This window comes from Streptomyces sp. NPDC050549, assembly GCF_040655035.1.
Classification (GTDB): Bacteria; Actinomycetota; Actinomycetes; order Streptomycetales; family Streptomycetaceae; genus Streptomyces.
On sequence record NZ_JBFAJD010000024.1, the window covers coordinates 27388 to 44660 of the forward strand.

Below are 17273 nucleotides of genomic sequence, written 5' to 3' on the forward strand. Positions count from 1 at the left end.
CTCCCCGACCTTCGCCCCAACTCTCGTACGACCCTGGAGGACAGCCTTATGTCGAGCATTCGCATCACGCGCAAAGTACTGGTCGCCGCCGGCACCGTGCTGGTCCTGACCGGCGCCGCCGCCTGCAGTTCGTCGAGCGACAGCGGCGGTTCGGGATCGAAGGGGGGCGCCTCCGGGAAGAAGGTCCGGCTGATCACCGGCGTGAAGAGCGACCCCTTCTACATCACCATGACCTGTGCGGCGCAGACCGAGGCCAAGGCCAAGGGCATGGACTTCTCGGCGGACGGTTCCGCGCAGTGGGACGTGTCGGTGCAGCGGCCCCTCCTCGACTCGGTGGCGGCGTCGCGGCCCGACGGGCTGCTGATCTCGCCGGTCGACGTCAGCGCGCTCACCCCGTCGCTCAAGCAGATCCAGTCGGCCGGGACGAAGGTCGCCCTCGTGGACACGACGGTCACGGACTCCTCGATCGGCATCACCCGGATCTCGTCGGACAACGAGAGGGGCGGCCGGGTGGCTGCCGACGCGCTCGCCAAGCTGATGAACGAGAAGGGCTCGGCGATCGTCATCAGCGTCAAGCCCGGTGTCTCCACCACGGACGCCCGCATCAAGGGCTTCACCGAGGAGATGAAGAAGTACCCGAACATCAAGATGCTGCCCACGCTCTACGACAACGACCTGCCGGCCACCGCGGCCTCCCAGATCCAGTCGACGCTGGCAGCCCACCCCGACCTGGGCGGTGTCTTCGCGGGCAACACCAACACCGGTACCGGCATAGCCACCGGTCTCAAGCAGGCCGGCAAGCAGGGCGCGGTGAAGGTCGCCGCGTTCGACGCCGAGCCGGACGAGGTCGCCTCCCTCAAGGCGGGCACCCTCCAGGTGCTGGTCGCGCAGGACCCGGCGGCGATCGGCAAGGAGGCCGTGGACCAGCTGGCCGCCGCCTTCGAGGGCAAGTCGGTCCAGAAGTCGATCGGCACCAACATGGTCGCCATCACCAAGGCGAACATGAACCAGCCCGAGATCAGCAAGTACTTCTACAAGGCGGGCTGCTGACCGGACCGCGACCACAGGTTCTGCCGGGCACCCCACCGCTTCCGGGGCGCCCGGCAGAACTGCTCCAGAAGGGGGACTTTGCATGACCATGCGCGAGCGTGCATAATCTTCCTATGTCTAAGGTCCTCACCTCCCTCCCCACCGGCGAGCGCGTCGGCATCGCCTTCTCGGGCGGACTCGACACCTCGGTCGCGGTCGCCTGGATGCGCGACAAGGGTGCCGTCCCCTGCACCTACACCGCCGACATCGGCCAGTACGACGAGCCCGACATCGCCTCGGTGCCCGGCCGCGCGAAGGCCTACGGCGCCGAGATCGCGCGTCTGGTCGACTGCCGTGCGGCGCTGGTCGAGGAAGGTCTGGCCGCGCTGACCTGCGGGGCGTTCCACATCCGCTCCGGCGGGCGCGCCTATTTCAACACCACCCCGCTGGGCCGTGCCGTCACCGGCACGCTGCTGGTCCGGGCGATGCTGGAGGACGACGTCCAGATCTGGGGCGACGGCTCGACCTTCAAGGGCAACGACATCGAGCGGTTCTACCGCTACGGCCTGCTCGCCAACCCGCACCTGCGGATCTACAAGCCCTGGCTGGACGCGGACTTCGTGACCGAGCTCGGAGGCCGCAAGGAGATGTCGGAGTGGCTGCTCGCGCACGAGCTGCCCTACCGCGACAGCACGGAGAAGGCGTACTCCACCGACGCCAACATCTGGGGTGCCACCCACGAGGCCAAGACGCTGGAGCACCTCGACACGGGCGTGGAGACCGTGGAGCCGATCATGGGCGTCCGGTTCTGGGACCCGTCGGTCGAGATCGCCACCGAGGACGTGACGATCGGCTTCGACCAGGGCCGCCCGGTGACGATCAACGGCAAGGAGTTCGCCACCCCCGTCGACCTGGTGATGGAGGCCAACGCCATCGGCGGCCGGCACGGCCTGGGCATGTCGGACCAGATCGAGAACCGGATCATCGAGGCCAAGAGCCGCGGCATCTACGAGGCACCGGGCATGGCCCTGCTGCACGCCGCCTACGAGCGCCTCGTGAACGCGATCCACAACGAGGACACCGTCGCCCAGTACCACAACGAGGGCCGTCGCCTGGGCCGCCTCATGTACGAGGGCCGCTGGCTGGACCCGCAGGCCCTCATGGTCCGGGAGTCCCTGCAGCGCTGGGTCGGCTCGGCGATCACCGGTGAGGTCACCCTGCGGCTGCGGCGCGGCGAGGACTACTCGCTGCTCGACACCGCGGGCCCGGCGTTCAGCTACCACCCGGACAAGCTGTCCATGGAGCGCACCGAGGACTCGGCCTTCGGCCCGGTCGACCGGATCGGCCAGCTCACCATGCGCAACCTCGACATCGCCGACTCCCGCGCCAAGCTGGAGCAGTACGCGGTGCTCGGTCTGATCGGCAGCGGCAACGCGGCGATCGGTGCCGCGCAGGCCGCCGCGACCGGCCTCATCGGCAGCATGCCGGAGGGCGGCGCCGAGGCCATCGCCTCCCGCGGCGAGGTCTCCGAGGACGAAGCTCTGCTGGACCGCGCCGCGATGGAGTCCGGCACGGACTGACCGGACTCCGGGGATCAGCACCGCCGTTGGGCCGGTTCGACGCGTTCGCCGTCGGGCCGGCCCTTCGTCGACCGGGTCGCGAACGGGGCCCACGTACCCTTCCCCCGTGACCACAAGCGAGACGGTCGGCACAAGTGTCGACGCGATGATCGACGACCTCCGGACCCTCGTCGAGGTCGAGTCCCCCTCCCGTGACCTGGACGCCTTGCGGAAGTCGGCCGAGACCGTCGCCTCCGTCGTCGAGGGGCGGCTCGGCGGTCGGGCCGTCCTCGTCGACAGTGAAGGCGGGCCGCACGTCCACTGGTCCGGCGGTGGCACCCCCCGCGTGCTGATCCTCGGTCACCACGACACGGTGTTCCCGCTCGGTACCCTGGCGCGCCGACCCTTCCAGGTCGAGGACGGACGTGCGACAGGACCCGGTGTCTTCGACATGCTCGGCGGTCTGGTGCAGGCGGTCCACGGGCTGGCGTCGCTCGACGACCGGTCCGGCGTCGAGATCCTGGTGACCGCCGACGAGGAGGTCGGCTCCCACTCCTCCCGGGCTCTCATCGAGGAGCGCGCCCTCGCCTGCGGTGCCGTGCTGGTGGTCGAGGGGTCCGCCGACGGCGGTGGTGTGAAGACCGGCCGCAAGGGCTGCGGCACGTTCGAGGTGTCCGTCGCGGGCCGGGCCTCGCACGCGGGACTGGAGCCCGCCGCCGGGGTGAACGCGCTGGTCGAGGCGGCCCACCAGGTGTTGGCCATCGCGGAGTTGGGGCGGCCCGAGGTCGGTACGACGGTCACCCCGACCGTCGCGGCGGCGGGCACGCTGGACAACGTCGTACCGGCTGCGGCGACCGTCGTCGTGGACGTCCGGGTCGAGTCGGCCGAGGAGAAGGAGCGGATCGAGTCCGCGTTCGCCGCCCTCGCCCCGCGTCTCGACGAGGCCGTGATCACCGTACGGGGAAGTGTCGCCCGGCCGCCGATGGCCGAGTCGGCGGCGGCCGAACTGTTCGCGGTGGCACAACGGCTGCTCCCCGGTCTCGAGGGCAGAGCGGTCGGCGGTGGCAGCGACGGCAACTTCACGGCCGCGCTGGGAGTGCCGACGCTCGACGGCCTGGGCGCGGTCGGGGGCGGGGCGCACGCCGACCACGAGTATCTGGTCGTCGCGTCGATGACCGAGCGGGCGAACCTCGTCGCCGGACTGGTGGACGCGATCCGGAGCGCTTGACCCCGGGCATGACAGGTCTGTTCGGTGGGCATCAACAGGCCGTCGAAGAGCGATACTTGGCCATGCGGGAAACGTCCCGTGATGGCCCGATTCGGGAGCGGCGATCAGTGAGCAGTGTCAGCAAGGTCGTGGGAAAGGTCGAAGTACGACTCCGCTGGGATCCGAGTCCCTGGGGAGAGCAGCCGCGCCACCTGGACATCGTCGCGGCGACCTACTCCGCCGACGCACCGCACGGACGGCCGGTGTACGTCGTCAACTCCGAGAGCCGCTCGCCGGACGGCACGATCAACATGAGCCGGCACAGCGAGAGCGGCCAGGGGTACGGCTACATGGAGGTGATGGTCCTCGAACTCGACCGGCTCGCCACGTCCTTCGGGCGGGTGGTCGTGGGGGTGGCGATCCATCAGAACGGCGGGACGCGGACCTTCGGTGATCTGTCGCACGCCAGGGCGCTGGTCGTGGAGGGGTACAAGGAGCTGCTGTCGGACGACTTCGCCGGGGTGGGCGGGTCCACCGCGGCAACCGTCGGGGAGTTCACCAAGGTCGCCTCCGGAGACTGGGAGTTCCGCCCGATGGTGCGCGGGTTCGACAGCGAGCCGCACGGCTTCAGTGCGGAGATGGGCAGCGTGCCTCAGGCCTGACCGGCCGGTCCGCTTTGAAGTGCGGGAGCAGGGTGGCGGCGGTGGGACGCCTGTGGCGCAGTTCGTGGACCAGGCCGAGGACGATGGCAGTGCCCACCGCCACCAGGTGCTCGCGACCCGCCAGGTTGGGCTTCACGATCGACTCCCACACCATGGACCCTCCGGTGAGGACGAACACGACGGGAGCGCGGCGGACGACGGCGAGATAGGTGAAGAGTCCTACGACCGCCGCGGACGGCCCGGTGTCGAGGACGTGCCCGATCTCGGGCCGCAGCCCGATGCCTCCGCAGCCGGGCCCGATCAGGAGCATGACCCGCACGGTGAGGGTGCCGGCCAGCGTGGTCGCGTAGGCGACGACCAGGGTGCGGGCCCGGCCCAGCGCCAGTTCGGCCAGCGCGAACGCCAGGAACAGCTGGGTGATGCCGGCCCACACGGGCAGGTCGAGGGCCGGCACGTACAGCGATATCGGAGTGCGCAGCAGTGCGAGCCACAGCGGCAGGTCGCCCTGGACTCCACCGAGGTCCCGGACGATCGCCGCGCCGCCCGGACGCTGCGCCAGCGCATGGAAGAAGATGACGCCGAAGGCGGCGAGGAACGCCAGGGACATACCCGGCAGTCCGCGCCGCAGCAGCTGTCGTACGGGATCGACGACGATGCCCTGCCATTCACCCCGCAGTGTGCGCCAGATGAACACGCTCTCCCCACTCCCCCACCCTTGGACGAACACACATATCGGAATCTAACCCCCCTGACGGGGTCAGGTGCGTCCCGGTCCGGGCCGGAGTGGTGTTGCGGCTCGCGGACGGTACACATGGGGCTGATATTGAAGAGTGGGAAGTGTTCCCGACGGTTGGCCGACGACCGCAGGCAGTGGGAGGGCCGGTGCGTATCTCTGGAGATCCGGCCGGTTCCACCGTGGCCGACCCCGGGCAGCGGTCCACGCCTCCGCTCAGCTGGGCCGCGGTGGTGTTCTGGCTGGTCAGCACCACGGCGCTGGTGGCGTTGACCGGTATCGTCCTGGGCCGCGACACCCGGCCGGCCCCCTTTCTGGTGGTGCTGCCAGCGCTGATCGCCGGGCGCGGCACCGTGCGGCAGACCACAGTGGCGTCCGTGTGGGTGACGATCGTCATCGCCGGTTCCCTCTTCGACACACCGCTGCACACGGTGGGAGCGGACGCGGCGGTCATCGCCTTCACCCTGGTGTTCAACGGCCTCAGCGTGGCGCGGGCGACGCAGCGGATCCGCTGGGAGGGCGAGATCGCCCGGCTGCGTTCCGCCGCTGCCGCTCTCCAGCGGCAGATCCTGCGCCCGTTCCCCCTGATGACCGACCAACTCCTGGTCCACGGCCTCTACCGGCCCGTGGAGGAGGACAGCCGGGTGGGCGGCGACGTCTACGAGGTCGTCGCCTCCCCCTACGGCACCCGGGTCTTCATCGCCGACGTCCAGGGCAAGGGTCTCCAGGCGATCAGCGCGGCCTTCGCGGTACTGAGCGCCTTCCGCGAGGCGGCCGTGGCCGAGCCCACGCTCACCGCCGTCGTGGACGCCCTGGAGGAGGCGGTGCTACGGCACAACTCCTTCGCGGCGCAGACCGGTGAGCGGGAGCGGTTCGTGACGGCGATCGTCCTGGGCGTCGACGGTGAGCAGGAGGTCCAGGCGATCAACTGCGGTCATGTGGCGCCGCTGCTGCTGCACGAGGAGCGGGCCGATCCGGTGCTGCGGCAGGAGCCCTGTGTGCCGCTGGGCCTGGACGCGCTGGCCCCCAAGCCGCGTACCGTCGAGTGGTTCGCCTTCCCCGCCGACGGCACGCTCCTGCTCTGCACGGACGGCGTGACCGAGGCGCGCGATCCGTCCGGGGCCTTCTACCCGCTTGAGGAGCGGGCCGCGGCCTGGGGCGACGTCCTCCCGAAGGACGTTCCGGCCACGGTCTACGGCGATCTGCGCCGCCATACGGCGGGCATGCCCCGCGACGACACCGCGCTGCTGGTGCTGCGCCGCAGGGGCGACGCGGGCCTTCTCTGAGGGAACGGACCGGTCATGGCCGGCCGCCCTGGCGGGGGTCGCCAGCGGTGAGGTGTTCCAGGACCTCGGCCAGCTCCTGGCAGGCCTGCTCCACCGAGAGTCTGGTGTTGCGCTGCTCGGTGATGACGGAGGAGAGCAGCAGGGCGGTGAGGGCCATCGTGCCGTTGAAGGCCTGGAGTTTCATCATCACCTCGACATGCGTCAGATCGGCGAAGGGACCCGACTCCCGGGTCGCCGCGACGGTGGCCATGACGGAGGCGAACAAGGCGCAGAGCATGCTGCCCGCGAACCGGAACCGCAGCGAGGCCCAGATCAGCAGGGGGTAGACCAGGAACAGCAGGCTGACGTGGCTGTGTGTCACCAGGAGGACGATGACGCCGATGGTGGCCACCAGCAGCAGGGCCTCCTTCCAGCGGTGCAGGTCCAGCGGGAAACGCACCGTGCGCAGCATGAGCAGCAGCGGGGTGACGATCAGCACGCCCATCGCGTCGCCCACCCACCAGCCCAGCCAGACCGGCCAGAAGGAGTGCGAGGCCAGTTTGTCGGTGACGACGAGCAGGACGACTCCGCAGCTCGCGCTGATCAGCATGGCGGTCAGGGCGCCCAGGAACACCAGGGCGAGGCCGTCACGGAGTCTGCCGAGGTCGGTGCGGAAACCCACCCGGCGCAGCATGAGGCAGGCGCAGACGGGGGCCACGGTGTTGCCGGCGAGGACGACGAGCGCGGTCGGCTGGAGCGAGGTGAGGGACATGATCACGAACAGGATGCCGAGGGCGATACCGGGCCAGATCCGCAGCCCGAAGATCAGCAGGGCGGCCACCGCTACGCCGGTGGGAGGGTAGATCGGGGTGAACACGGCGCCCTCGACCACGAGCTCGCGAAGCAGGCCGAGGCGTCCCGCCGCGAAGTAGCAGCCGGCGACGGCCAGCGTCAGGAGGGCGTACCCGGCCGGTCGCCGCAGATCATCGAAACCCACCACAGCTGCCATCAGACACCGACCCCGCCGTGTCTGCGAGGCGAGCGACGCGGGGCGGGCCTATGGTCCGGTCCCGGGCGCGTCGTGTCGCACGACCAGTACGGCCGCGTCGTCCTCGTGCCCAACACGCTCGGCTCCCTTGATCACTGCGGCTGCGAGCGAGCCCGCCTCCATGCCGGCCACGGCGGCGATTCCCGCGAGGCGCATCACCTGGTCGAGGCCTTCGTCGACGCTCATGGAGGGGCCCTCCACCACGCCGTCGGTCACCAGGACGAAGACTCCGCCGGTGGTGAGCCTGTGCTCGGTGACCGGGTACCGCTGTCCGGCGGCGATGCCCAGCGGCGGTCCGCCCTCGTCGTCGGCGATGCCGCACCGGCCGTCGGCGGTGGCCCAGACGGAGGGTATGTGTCCGGCCCGCGCGCTCTCCAGCACCCCGGTGGCCGGGTCGAGCCGTACGAAGGTGCAGGTCGCGAAGAGTTCGGTGCCCAGGGACAGGAGCAGGTCGTTGGTCAGGGCGAGGAGTTCGCCGGGCTCGCTGGTGACGGAGGCGAGGGCGCGCAGGCCGACCCGGACCTGGCCCATGAACGCGGCGGCCTCGATGTTGTGGCCCTGGACGTCGCCGATGGACAGGCCTATGCGCCCGTCGGGCATGGTGAAGGCGTCGTACCAGTCGCCGCCCACGTTGAGGCCGTGGTTGGCGGGCGAGTACTTGACCGCCAGGTGGAACCGGGGGGTGACGGGCATGTCTCCGGGCAGCATGCCGCGTTGCAGGGCGACGGCCAGTTGCAGCAGGGAGCGCTGCAGCTCCGCCCGCTCGCGCGCCTGGGCGGTCAGCGTCCCGAGCCTGGCCAGCAGCTCGTCGCCGTCGTCCGTCGGGCGTATCCGGGACATCGACCACTCCAATGGGGTTGGTACCGCTATAAGCATAAAGAACCGATTTTCTTCCCTCCGGAGTCGGCGCATGCGAGCCGGAACGACAACGGCCCGGCCGCCGCACGAAGCGGGGCCGGGCCGGCCGGTCGTTTGCGCTGTGTCAGCCCTGGCGGGCCTTGAAGCGCGGGTCCTTCTTGTTGATGACGAACGTCACACCGCGGCGGCGGACCACCTGCGCGCCGGGCTTGGCCTTCAGCGAGCGCAGGGAGTTGCGAACCTTCATGACTGCCTCCCGTAGCGGCGCTCGAAGCGCTCCACGCGGCCGGCAGTGTCCACGACCCGCGTGTTGCCGGTGTAGAAGGGGTGGCTGGCCGACGAGATCTCGACGTCGATCAGCGGGTAGGTGTTCCCGTCCGCCCACTCGATCGTGCGCGTGGACTGCGCCGTCGAGGTGGTGAGGAACGCGGTGTCCGCGGCACGGTCGCGGAAGACGACCGGACGGGACACGGGGTGGATGCCAGACCTCATGGTGTTTCCTTCCTCAGACCGCCCCCGGAGGGACGGCCGCTCTGCGGGGTTCAACGCTGTTCGCGGAATTCGACGTGCTCGCCGGCGACCGGGTCGTACTTGCGCAGGACCAGCCGGTCGGGGTCGTTGCGACGGTTCTTGCGCGTCACGTAGGTGACGCCGGTTCCGGCCGTCGACTTCAGGGTGACGACGGGACGGTTCGTGGTGCGTGCCATGAGGACCTCCTTCCGCCCACATCCCGGGATCTTGTCCCGAGCATGTCAGCTACATGCGTTCCAACACCGGCACCCCTCGGCGCATTCCCGCCGCCTAGACCCGTAGCGCGGCCCGCTCCCGAGCCGCCCGGACGGCCTGGGAGAGACCGTCGATGTCGTACGCGCCGTAGTGCCTGCGGCCGTTCACGAAGAAGGTGGGCGTGCCCGCCACCCCGCTGAGGTCGGCCGACTCCACGTCCTCGGCGACATGGCCCGCCCCGGCATGGGCCCGCATGTCCCGTTCGAAGCGGGCGGTGTCCAGGCCGAGCTGTTCGGCGTAGCCCCGCAGGTCCTTGAGACGCAGGGCGCCCTGGTGGCTCATCAGGAGGTCGTGCATCTCCCAGTAACGGCCCTGCAGCGCGGCGGCCTCAGCCGCCTCGGCGGCGAGCTGGGCGTGCAGGTGGACGTCGGTGAGCGGGAGGTGCCGCCACACGTAGCGCACCTCGTCCCCGAACTCGCCGAGCAGTTCACGGACGACCGGCTCGGCCTGGCCGCAGTACGGGCACTCGTAGTCGCCGTACTCCACGACGGTCACCGGGGCGTGCCGCGGGCCGCGCAGGTGGTCACGGTCGGGGTCGACGGGGACGGACAGGTCCACGATGGTCTCCGCCCTGCCGAACAGCACCCGGGGCCGGATCTGCGGCGGCAGCAGTCCGATCACCCCGGTGACCAGCCGGGCGACCAGGAACGAGCCGACGACGGCGCTGAGGATGCCCGTCTTCGCGTCCTCCAGGGTGGTCCCGTCGAAGGCGAGCGTCGCGATCAGCAGGGAGACGGTGAAGCCGACGCCCGCCAGGGTGCCGCCCGCGGTCACGGCGCCCCAGCCGACCGGCGGCCGGATCCGGCCGCGGGACAGGACGCTGGTCAGCACCGTCGAGGAGAGGATGCCGAGCGGCTTGCCGACCACGTACCCGATGAGAATGCCCAGCCCGACGGGCGAGGTGAAGGCCCTGGCCAGCTGCTCCCCGCTGATCTGCAGGCCGGCGTTGGCGAGCGCGAACAGCGGGACCACGACGTAGCTGGCCCACGGGTGGTACATGCGCTGGAGACGGTCGTTCGGGGAGATGGACGCGGCGATGCCGGCCCGTACGTCGCGTTCCAGCTCGGGGGTGGGCTGCTCGCGGAAGAGCCGGAACAGTCCGGTGGCGCGTTCCAGGTCGTCACGGCCCGCCGGATAGGCGAACGTGATCAGCCCCATGGCGAGCCCGATGACGACGGGGTCCACGCCCGATTTCAGCAGGGCGACCCAGGCGACGAGCCCGAGCAGGGCGTACACCGGGCCCCGGCGCACCCTGAACCGCCGCAGCAGCAGCGCGATCACGCCGAACGTCCCCACGGCGACGAGGAGCGCCGGTACGACGATGTGGTCGCTGTAGAAGACGGCGATGACCAGGAGCGCCAGGAAGTCGTCGACGACGGTGATCGTGAGGAGGAAGACGCGCAGTCCGGGCGGCATGCCCCGGCCCACGACGGCCAGCATGCCCAGCGCGAACGCCGTGTCGGTGGACATCGCCGCGCCCCAGCCGTCCGCCGTGCCACGGCCGGCGTTGATCGCCAGGTAGATGCCGATCGGCACGAGCATGCCGCTCAGGCCCGCGACGAGCGGCAGGGCCAGTCGCTTGCGCTCGCGCAGCTCGCCCATATCGAACTCGCGGCGCGCCTCCAGGCCGACGACGAGGAAGAACAGCGTCATCAGCCCGCTGTTGACCCACTCGCGCAGATCGAGGGAGATCCCGTGCGAGCCGAGCCGGACGGAGAGGTGGGTCTGCCAGAACGACTCGTACGCCGACGGTATGACGTTGGCCCAGACGAGCGCGACCAGCGCCGCCGCCACCAGGACGGCGGCGCTTCCGGTCTCGGTCCGCAGGAAGTCGCGCAGCGGAGTGCGGGCTTCGTCGCCGCACGTGGTCTGCCCCGTGTAGTCGGTGGCTTCGAAGGACATACGGGGTTCAACTCCACCTTGCGTCATGACTCACGTGTCGCCCCAACACCGGCTGCCGCACCATTCATTCCTACGACAGCCCGCGCGCCACGGCCGACAGTCCGGGTCAGCCGCCAAGTGCCGCCCCGACCACGGCCCTGGCCTCCTCCTGCACCTGACCGAGGTGGTCGGGGCCGAGGAAGGACTCGGCGTAGATCTTGTACACATCCTCGGTGCCGGAGGGCCGCGCCGCGAACCAGGCGTTGGCGGTGGTCACCTTGATGCCGCCGAGGGCCGCGCCGTTGCCGGGCGCCTCGGTCAGCACGCCTGTGACGGGGTCACCGGCGAGGGTGTCGGCGGTGACCTGAGCGGGCGAGAGCTTGGCGAGCAGCGCCTTCTCCTCGCGTGACGCGGGGGCGTCGATCCGGGCGTAGGCCGGGGTGCCGAAGCGGTCGGTGAGGGCGGCGTAGTGCTGCGAGGGTGTCTTCCCGGTGACCGCGGTGATCTCGCCGGCGAGCAGCGCCAGGATGATGCCGTCCTTGTCGGTGGTCCACACGGAGCCGTCCCGGCGCAGGAAGGACGCGCCCGCCGACTCCTCGCCACCGAAGCAGAGCGAACCGTCGACCAGTCCGTCCACGAACCACTTGAAGCCGACGGGCACCTCGACGAGCCGGCGCCCGAGGTCGGCGGCGACCCGGTCGATCATCGAGGAGGACACCAGCGTCTTGCCGACCCCCGCGTCGGCGGGCCACCGCTCGCGGTGGGCGTAGAGGTACGAAATGGCCACGGCCAGATAGTGGTTGGGGTTCATCAGGCCCGCGTCCGGCGTGACGATGCCGTGCCGGTCGGAGTCGGCGTCGTTGCCCGTGGCGATATCGAAGCGGTCGCGCTGCGCGATCAGCGAGGCCATCGCGTAGGGCGACGAGCAGTCCATGCGGATCTTGCCGTCCCAGTCCAGCGTCATGAACCGCCAGGTCGGGTCCGTGAGCGGATTGACCACGGTGAGGTCGAGCCGGTGCTCCTCGGCGATCCGGCCCCAGTAGGCGACGGACGCCCCGCCCAGCGGGTCGGCGCCGATCCGCACCCCGGCCGTCCTGATCGCGTCCAGGTCGAGGACGCTCGGCAGGTCGGCGACATACCTGCCGAGGAAGTCGTAGCGGCCCGTGCCGGGGGCGGCGAGCGCCTGTGTGTAGGGGATTCGGCGTACGTCCTTCATTCCGCCGGCGATGATCTCGTTGGCGCGGTCCTCGATCCAGGAGGTGGTCTCGGAGCCGGCCGGGCCGCCGTTGGGCGGGTTGTACTTGAAGCCGCCGTCGGCGGGCGGGTTGTGCGAGGGGGTGACCACGACGCCGTCCGCGAGGCCCGAGGTCCGGCCGCGGTTGTGGGTGAGGATGGCGTGGGACACCGCTGGAGTGGGCGTGTAGCCGTCCGCGCTGTCGATGAGGACGGTGACCTCGTTGGCGGCGAACACCTCCAGCGCGGTGACCTGCGCGGGCTCGGACAGGGCGTGGGTGTCGGCGCCGAGGAAGAGCGGGCCGTCGGTGCCCTGTCCGGCCCGGTACTCGCAGATGGCCTGGCTGGTGGCGGCGATGTGGTCCTCGTTGAACGCGGTGTTCAGGGACGACCCGCGGTGCCCGGAGGTGCCGAACGCGACGCGCTGCCCCGGCTCGGCGGGGTCCGGGTGCAGCGCGTAGTACGCGGTGACCAGTCGGGCTACGTCTACGAGATCCTCGGCGCGGGCCTGTTCGCCCGCTCGCTCGTGTGGCATCTGCCCGCTCCTCCGTGTCGACCGACTTCGCGTACGGCCCCATCTTTCCTCGTCAGGGGCGCGTTTCGCGAGTACACCCCCGCCGCCTGTGGAAAACCCGGGCCTGCGCTGTCGGTCAGTACCGGTGGCGCCGGTCCAGTTGCTCCAGCACGGCGCCCGCCATGGCCGCCTCGCCCTTCGCGTTGGGGTGCGCCGGAGCCGCCGGGGAGGCGGGCTGCAGCGGCTCGATCCAGCGGTCGGCAGGGGCCTTGCACATGTCGTGGCCGACGGTCGGGCCGTAGGTGTCGACGTACTCCGCGCCGTTGAGCGCCGCGACCAGACGGAGCATCAGGTTGAGGCGCTTCCCGGTGTCCCGGAGGTAGGGGAAGTCCTTGGCCGCGAACGGCACCGAGGGATAGCAGCCGCTGCCGTCGTCGGGCAGGAGGTCCGGGTAGCCGACGACGAGCACGCGCGCGTGCGGTGCCTTCTTGTGGACCGCCCGCAGCACCTTGGCCACCTTGGGCGCGGTGTTGAGGATGGTCAGCGCCAACTGGTCGGCGCCCGAGGAGTTGTAGTACTGCTGGCACGGGTTGCCCGCCAGGTCCGTGGCGCTGAGCTTGGCGCAGGTGCCGATGATGGTGCTGAACCCGATGTCGTTGCCGCCGATCTGGACGGTCACCAGGTCCGTGTTCCGCTGCACGGCGTCCAGTTGGGGCGGGTTGGTGCCCTGCGCCTGCCACATCTCCGCGGTCGTCGCCCCGCTGCAGCTCACGTCCTTCAGGACGGTTCCTCTTTCGGCGGCCGTCACCACCGAGGGGTAATTGTGGTCGGATCGGGCGCAGTTGGCGTCCACCTGGGTCGGTATGTACGGGCCCGACGTGTAGGAGTCCCCGAGCGCCACGTACTGCGTGGTGCGGTCGTGGTCGTGTCCCGAGTCGTGTGCCGCCGCGGGTGCCGCGGACGCGACGACGAGGGCGCAGCCGCTGACCGCCGCCGCGACCGCCACGGCCCTGCCGCGGTGGTGTGCCGACGCGGCCGGATGCGTCTCACGGTTCATGGAGTTCCTCCCCCAGGTAGGAGACGGCGCGACAGGACACCCCGACGTGGTCGTCTCTCGTTCAACTGGCCTTGTATACCGGGCGGTATGTCCCCGGGGCCAGAGGTCGGGAGGGAGCAGTTCGATGCCCCCAGGGGCAAGGCGCGCCGAAATGGTTCGGCCGCTTCGGTGGCCGGTTCCCGGCGCCGCGCACATGGACCGCCTCCGCCGGGTATCTGTACGGCAGGCGCCAACGCGCTTGGGGGTGGGGGGAGTTGGCCCTGTTGACGCAGAGGTTGCAGAGGCACCAGAAGCGCGCGTCACGCCGTGCTCGGCGGCGGGAGACGATCCGCGCGCTGCGCGCCCAGGGCCGCTACGGCCCCGGGCTGCCCGAGGTGCTGCCCGCGCTCGTGGTCGTGGCCGTCGTCGTGTGCGGGATCGTGGCCGGCCTCGCCGTGGCGTACCGCGCCCTCGGTACCGCCGCTCTCGTCGGCGGTCTGGCGCTGCTCGGTGTGCTCGCCGTGGCCGCGGTCGTGCACCACCGGCCGCTGGCCCGTCGCCGCCTGGGCTTCTACACGCCCGAGGAGATCGCCGACCTGGATGTGGAGGGCCTCGCGCTGGCCGTGTCCCGGATGCTGCGCCGCGACGGCTGGCGGGCGCTCGCCCGGCCCGACGCACTGGGCCAGCCGCAGGTCCGGGCCCGCGACCGGCGCGGTCGCCGTCTGGAGGTGGCCTTCCGGCCGGTCGCCGAACCGCTGCCCGACGAGGAGGCACCCACCCGCTCGGGGCGCACGGCCGGCTCCGGGCCGCACCTCCAGCTCGTCGTCCACCGGGGGACCTTCAGCGGACGTGATGTGCAGTGGGCGCGCCGCCAGGGCGGCGTCCAGCTCATCGACGGCACACGATTACGGCGCTGGGCCCACGGCACTCCCCTGCACCGGCTGACCGACGTCCCCTGACAGCCGTCTACCTTGCATCCCTTGCACACGGAACGAGCCGCGGGCGTGGGGCCCACGGCTCGTTCGCGGTATCGCTCGTCAGTTCTCGCAGTGGTTGCCCAGCGCCGGGTTCAGCAGACCGATCACGTTGATCGAGTTACCGCACACATTGAGGTCCAGGTCGATGGGTATCTGAACCACGTTTCCGGAGAGCACGCCGGGGCTGTCGACGGCGACGCCGACGGGGTCGGGGTCCGCGCTCGCCGTACCGGCGCACAGCAGCAGTGACGCACCAGCCAGACCCACCGCGGCCGTCAGACGCTTCCTCATGGAGAACTCCTGTCACTCGGAGGGGCATGTCCCTCCACGCTGAGGGTGCTCCCAGGGGTGACGACACTCTTCGGCGTCCGAACGGGTGGCGCCCCCGTCTCAGGCCGTCAGTCCGGCGGCGACCGTCGCCCCGAGTTCCCAGCAGGCCTCGGTGCCCGCCCTGTCCGGCTCGCCGGTGAGCGTCACCGGGTCCGCGGCGCGCCGCCAGCCCAGCCCGGTCGTGATCGACTCGATCCCCCGCACGGCTCCCGTCACGTCGTTCCCGCCGTGCACGTAGTACCCGAAGGGCCTGCCGCGCGTCTCGTCCAGGCACGGGTAGTAGATCTGGTCGAAGAAGTGCTTGAGGGCACCGGACATGTAACCGAGGTTCGCGGGCGTGCCGAGCAGACAGCCGTCGGCGGCCAGCACGTCCGACACGGTCGCGGAGAGGGCGGCACGCCGTACGACCTGCACGTTCTCGATCTCCGGGGTTGTCGCCCCGGCGAGGACGGCCTCGAACATCGCCTGGCAGCTGGGCGAGGGGGTGTGATGGACAATCAGCAAGGTGGGCACCTGCCGAAACCTACTCTTCGGCGGGCATCACCTTGGTCACCTTGCCCTGTGGATCGGCCTGCAGATAGCCGCTCGACCCGTATTCGTCGCCCAGGTAAACGGACATGTGCGCAGGGTCGTCGAAGACCTTCCACATGCCCGCGACCAACAAGTAGCGGGATGTCGGATTCTTTACCTTGAGCACCTTCGCCGCGCGGGCGAGCAATGCCGGAACGGCGTCCCACTGGAACTTCCGCAGGTCCACCGGCTCCCACCCCTCCCCCAACTTGCCGTTGATGATCCCCTTCTCCACGCCGCTACCGGGGCGGTACGTGTACGTGTCGTACTTGGTCTTGCTGCCCTTGACCATTACCTCTGCAATGACGTATTCGGGATAAACGCTCAAGTCGCCGAAGCTGTCCCGCCCCGTCTCCTCCTCGATGGCCTTGATCGCGGTACGGATGCCGTTGGGGGTGAGCAGGTCGGTGGTCTTCGCGGAGGCCGAGCCGGAAGGCGCGGCCGTGGGTGAACTCTGCGGTGTCTGTCCGGTCGCACCCGGAGACGTGGTCGCACCCTTGTCGTTGCTGTTCGCACCCGGCAGCACCTTCCAGGCAAGCGTGCCGACAAGGAGTACGCCCACGACGCTGGAGGCGACCGCAACGCCCGGTCGCCCGCGTCGACGTACCGCCCCCATGTCGTCAGTGGGCGGCAGTACCGGCGGGGCCGGGGGTGCGAGCGGGTACGACGTGGTCTCGGGGCCGCGGGCCACCGGCTGGGCCGCGGCCGTGGCCAGCATCCTGCCCACCGTCCCCGCGTCCGGCCGTGCCTCGGGATCACGGACCAGCACACACGACAGCATCGGCGTCAGCGACCCGGCCCGCACCGGTGGCGGGACCTCCTCCTGGAGTACGGCGGCCAGCGTGGCCAGGGTCGTACCGCGCCGGAGCGGGTGGTGGCCCTCGACGGCGACGTACAGCATCATCGCCAGCGACCACAGGTCGGCGGCGGGTCCGCCGCTGTGGCCGGAGACGCGCTCCGGGGCCATGTAGTCGGGGGTGCCGATGATGGAGCCGGTGGCGGTGAGGGCGGTGGCGTCGCGGATCGCGGCGATGCCGAAGTCGGTGAGGACGGGGCGGCCGTCGGCGCGCAGCAGGACGTTGGCTGGTTTCACGTCGCGGTGCTGGACGCCCGCCTCGTGCGCCGCGTTGAGGGCGTCGAGCACGCCGGAGCCGAGCCGGGCGGCCTCCGCCGGTGCCATCGGTCCCCGCTCCAACCGGTCGGCCAGGGAACCGCCTTGGACGAGTTCCATGACGAGCCAGGGGTAGGTGCCCTCGCCGCCGTCGACGATGTGATGGATCGTCACCACGTTCGGGTGCTCGACCCGGGCCAGGGCGCGCGCCTCGCGCAGAACGCGCTGGCGGAGCATCTCGGCCGCGCCGAGGTCGTACTCGGCGAGGTCGACGTCCGGCGGCCGGACCTCCTTGACGGCGACATACCGGTGCAGCAGCAGGTCGCGGGCGCGCCACACCGTGCCCATGCCACCGCCACCGAGCCGGGACTCCAGCTCGAAGCGGCCGTCGACAACCCGTCTGTCGGGCTCCCCCTCGTTCATGCGGAGGAGCTTATGTGACGAACGTGCACTCCTGTGCCGCACGTTCGGTGA

Annotated in this window: 18 protein-coding genes; 6 read left to right on the top strand and 12 right to left on the bottom strand. The window is 70.6% G+C overall.

The genetic code is table 11. The features are described from left to right. Positions 1-48: 48 nt before the first annotated feature. The 4 genes from AB0I51_RS30000 to AB0I51_RS30015 all read left to right on the top strand — a co-directional run bounded on the left by AB0I51_RS30000 (position 49) and on the right by AB0I51_RS30015 (position 4457). Positions 49-1050, top strand: a complete 1002-nt coding sequence (locus tag AB0I51_RS30000; protein ID WP_362980427.1) for an ABC transporter substrate-binding protein — start codon at positions 49-51, stop codon at positions 1048-1050. A 113-nt stretch (positions 1051-1163) separates the two neighbouring features. After that, positions 1164-2609, top strand: coding sequence for an argininosuccinate synthase (gene argG, locus AB0I51_RS30005; RefSeq protein ID WP_362980429.1), 1446 nt, complete (start codon positions 1164-1166; stop codon positions 2607-2609). A gap of 145 nt (positions 2610-2754) precedes the next feature. Then, on the top strand, positions 2755-3816 hold the full coding sequence (locus AB0I51_RS30010; RefSeq protein ID WP_362980626.1) for a M20/M25/M40 family metallo-hydrolase: 1062 nt from the start codon (positions 2755-2757) through the stop codon (positions 3814-3816). Positions 3817-3923: 107 nt separating this feature from the next. Beyond that, positions 3924-4457, top strand: a complete 534-nt coding sequence (locus AB0I51_RS30015; protein ID WP_362980431.1) for a TerD family protein — start codon at positions 3924-3926, stop codon at positions 4455-4457. On the opposite strand, the gene AB0I51_RS30020 is transcribed toward AB0I51_RS30015, so the two are convergent. Continuing rightward, on the bottom strand, positions 4423-5151 hold the full coding sequence (locus tag AB0I51_RS30020; protein WP_362980433.1) for a hypothetical protein: 729 nt from the start codon (positions 5149-5151) through the stop codon (positions 4423-4425). The genes AB0I51_RS30015 and AB0I51_RS30020 overlap by 35 nt on opposite strands. A 188-nt stretch (positions 5152-5339) precedes the next feature. On the opposite strand from AB0I51_RS30020, the gene AB0I51_RS30025 reads away from it, so the two are divergent. Further along, complete coding sequence (locus AB0I51_RS30025) at positions 5340-6476, top strand: PP2C family protein-serine/threonine phosphatase (protein ID WP_362980435.1); 1137 nt, start codon at positions 5340-5342, stop codon at positions 6474-6476. Between the two features lie 13 nt (positions 6477-6489). Here the strand turns inward: AB0I51_RS30025 and AB0I51_RS30030 are convergent, their stop codons facing one another. The 8 genes from AB0I51_RS30030 to AB0I51_RS30065 form a co-directional block, all read right to left on the bottom strand. Beyond that, on the bottom strand, positions 6490-7464 hold the full coding sequence (locus AB0I51_RS30030; RefSeq protein ID WP_362980437.1) for an MASE1 domain-containing protein: 975 nt from the start codon (positions 7462-7464) through the stop codon (positions 6490-6492). Positions 7465-7512: 48 nt separating this feature from the next. Further along, positions 7513-8343 carry a PP2C family protein-serine/threonine phosphatase gene (locus AB0I51_RS30035; protein WP_362980439.1) on the bottom strand — a complete coding sequence of 277 codons (831 nt, stop codon included), beginning with the start codon at positions 8341-8343 and terminating at the stop codon, positions 7513-7515. Between the two features lie 142 nt (positions 8344-8485). Beyond that, positions 8486-8608 (bottom strand): type B 50S ribosomal protein L36, encoded by a 123-nt coding sequence (gene ykgO, locus AB0I51_RS30040; protein ID WP_014669332.1) that lies wholly within the window; start codon positions 8606-8608, stop codon positions 8486-8488. After that, positions 8605-8853, bottom strand: coding sequence for a type B 50S ribosomal protein L31 (locus tag AB0I51_RS30045; RefSeq protein ID WP_362980441.1), 249 nt, complete (start codon positions 8851-8853; stop codon positions 8605-8607). The genes ykgO and AB0I51_RS30045 overlap by 4 nt, the downstream gene beginning before the upstream one ends. 50 nt (positions 8854-8903) lie before the next feature. After that, on the bottom strand, positions 8904-9068 hold the full coding sequence (rpmG, locus tag AB0I51_RS30050) for a 50S ribosomal protein L33 (protein WP_093623241.1): 165 nt from the start codon (positions 9066-9068) through the stop codon (positions 8904-8906). 94 nt (positions 9069-9162) lie between these two features. After that, the gene (nhaA, locus tag AB0I51_RS30055) at positions 9163-11049 is read right to left on the bottom strand and encodes a Na+/H+ antiporter NhaA (protein WP_362980444.1); all 1887 of its coding nucleotides are present in this window, start codon (positions 11047-11049) and stop codon (positions 9163-9165) included. A gap of 106 nt (positions 11050-11155) precedes the next feature. Continuing rightward, on the bottom strand, positions 11156-12796 hold the full coding sequence (gene pgm, locus AB0I51_RS30060) for a phosphoglucomutase (alpha-D-glucose-1,6-bisphosphate-dependent) (protein ID WP_362980446.1): 1641 nt from the start codon (positions 12794-12796) through the stop codon (positions 11156-11158). A 115-nt stretch (positions 12797-12911) separates the two neighbouring features. Then, on the bottom strand, positions 12912-13832 hold the full coding sequence (locus tag AB0I51_RS30065; protein ID WP_362980448.1) for an SGNH/GDSL hydrolase family protein: 921 nt from the start codon (positions 13830-13832) through the stop codon (positions 12912-12914). Between the two features lie 263 nt (positions 13833-14095). Between AB0I51_RS30065 and AB0I51_RS30070 the strand changes: the two genes are divergently transcribed. Further along, positions 14096-14770 carry a hypothetical protein gene (locus AB0I51_RS30070; RefSeq protein WP_362980450.1) on the top strand — a complete coding sequence of 225 codons (675 nt, stop codon included), beginning with the start codon at positions 14096-14098 and terminating at the stop codon, positions 14768-14770. Positions 14771-14848: 78 nt separating this feature from the next. Here AB0I51_RS30070 and AB0I51_RS30075 read toward each other — a convergent pair whose 3' ends face one another. The 3 genes from AB0I51_RS30075 to AB0I51_RS30085 all read right to left on the bottom strand — a co-directional run bounded on the left by AB0I51_RS30075 (position 14849) and on the right by AB0I51_RS30085 (position 17222). Next, positions 14849-15079: a chaplin gene (locus tag AB0I51_RS30075; RefSeq protein WP_362980452.1), complete on the bottom strand. Its 231-nt coding sequence runs from the start codon at positions 15077-15079 to the stop codon at positions 14849-14851. Positions 15080-15178: 99 nt separating this feature from the next. Continuing rightward, positions 15179-15631: a flavodoxin family protein gene (locus AB0I51_RS30080; RefSeq protein ID WP_362980454.1), complete on the bottom strand. Its 453-nt coding sequence runs from the start codon at positions 15629-15631 to the stop codon at positions 15179-15181. Positions 15632-15641: 10 nt separating this feature from the next. After that, complete coding sequence (locus AB0I51_RS30085) at positions 15642-17222, bottom strand: serine/threonine-protein kinase (RefSeq protein WP_362980456.1); 1581 nt, start codon at positions 17220-17222, stop codon at positions 15642-15644. Positions 17223-17273: the final 51 nt, after the last annotated feature.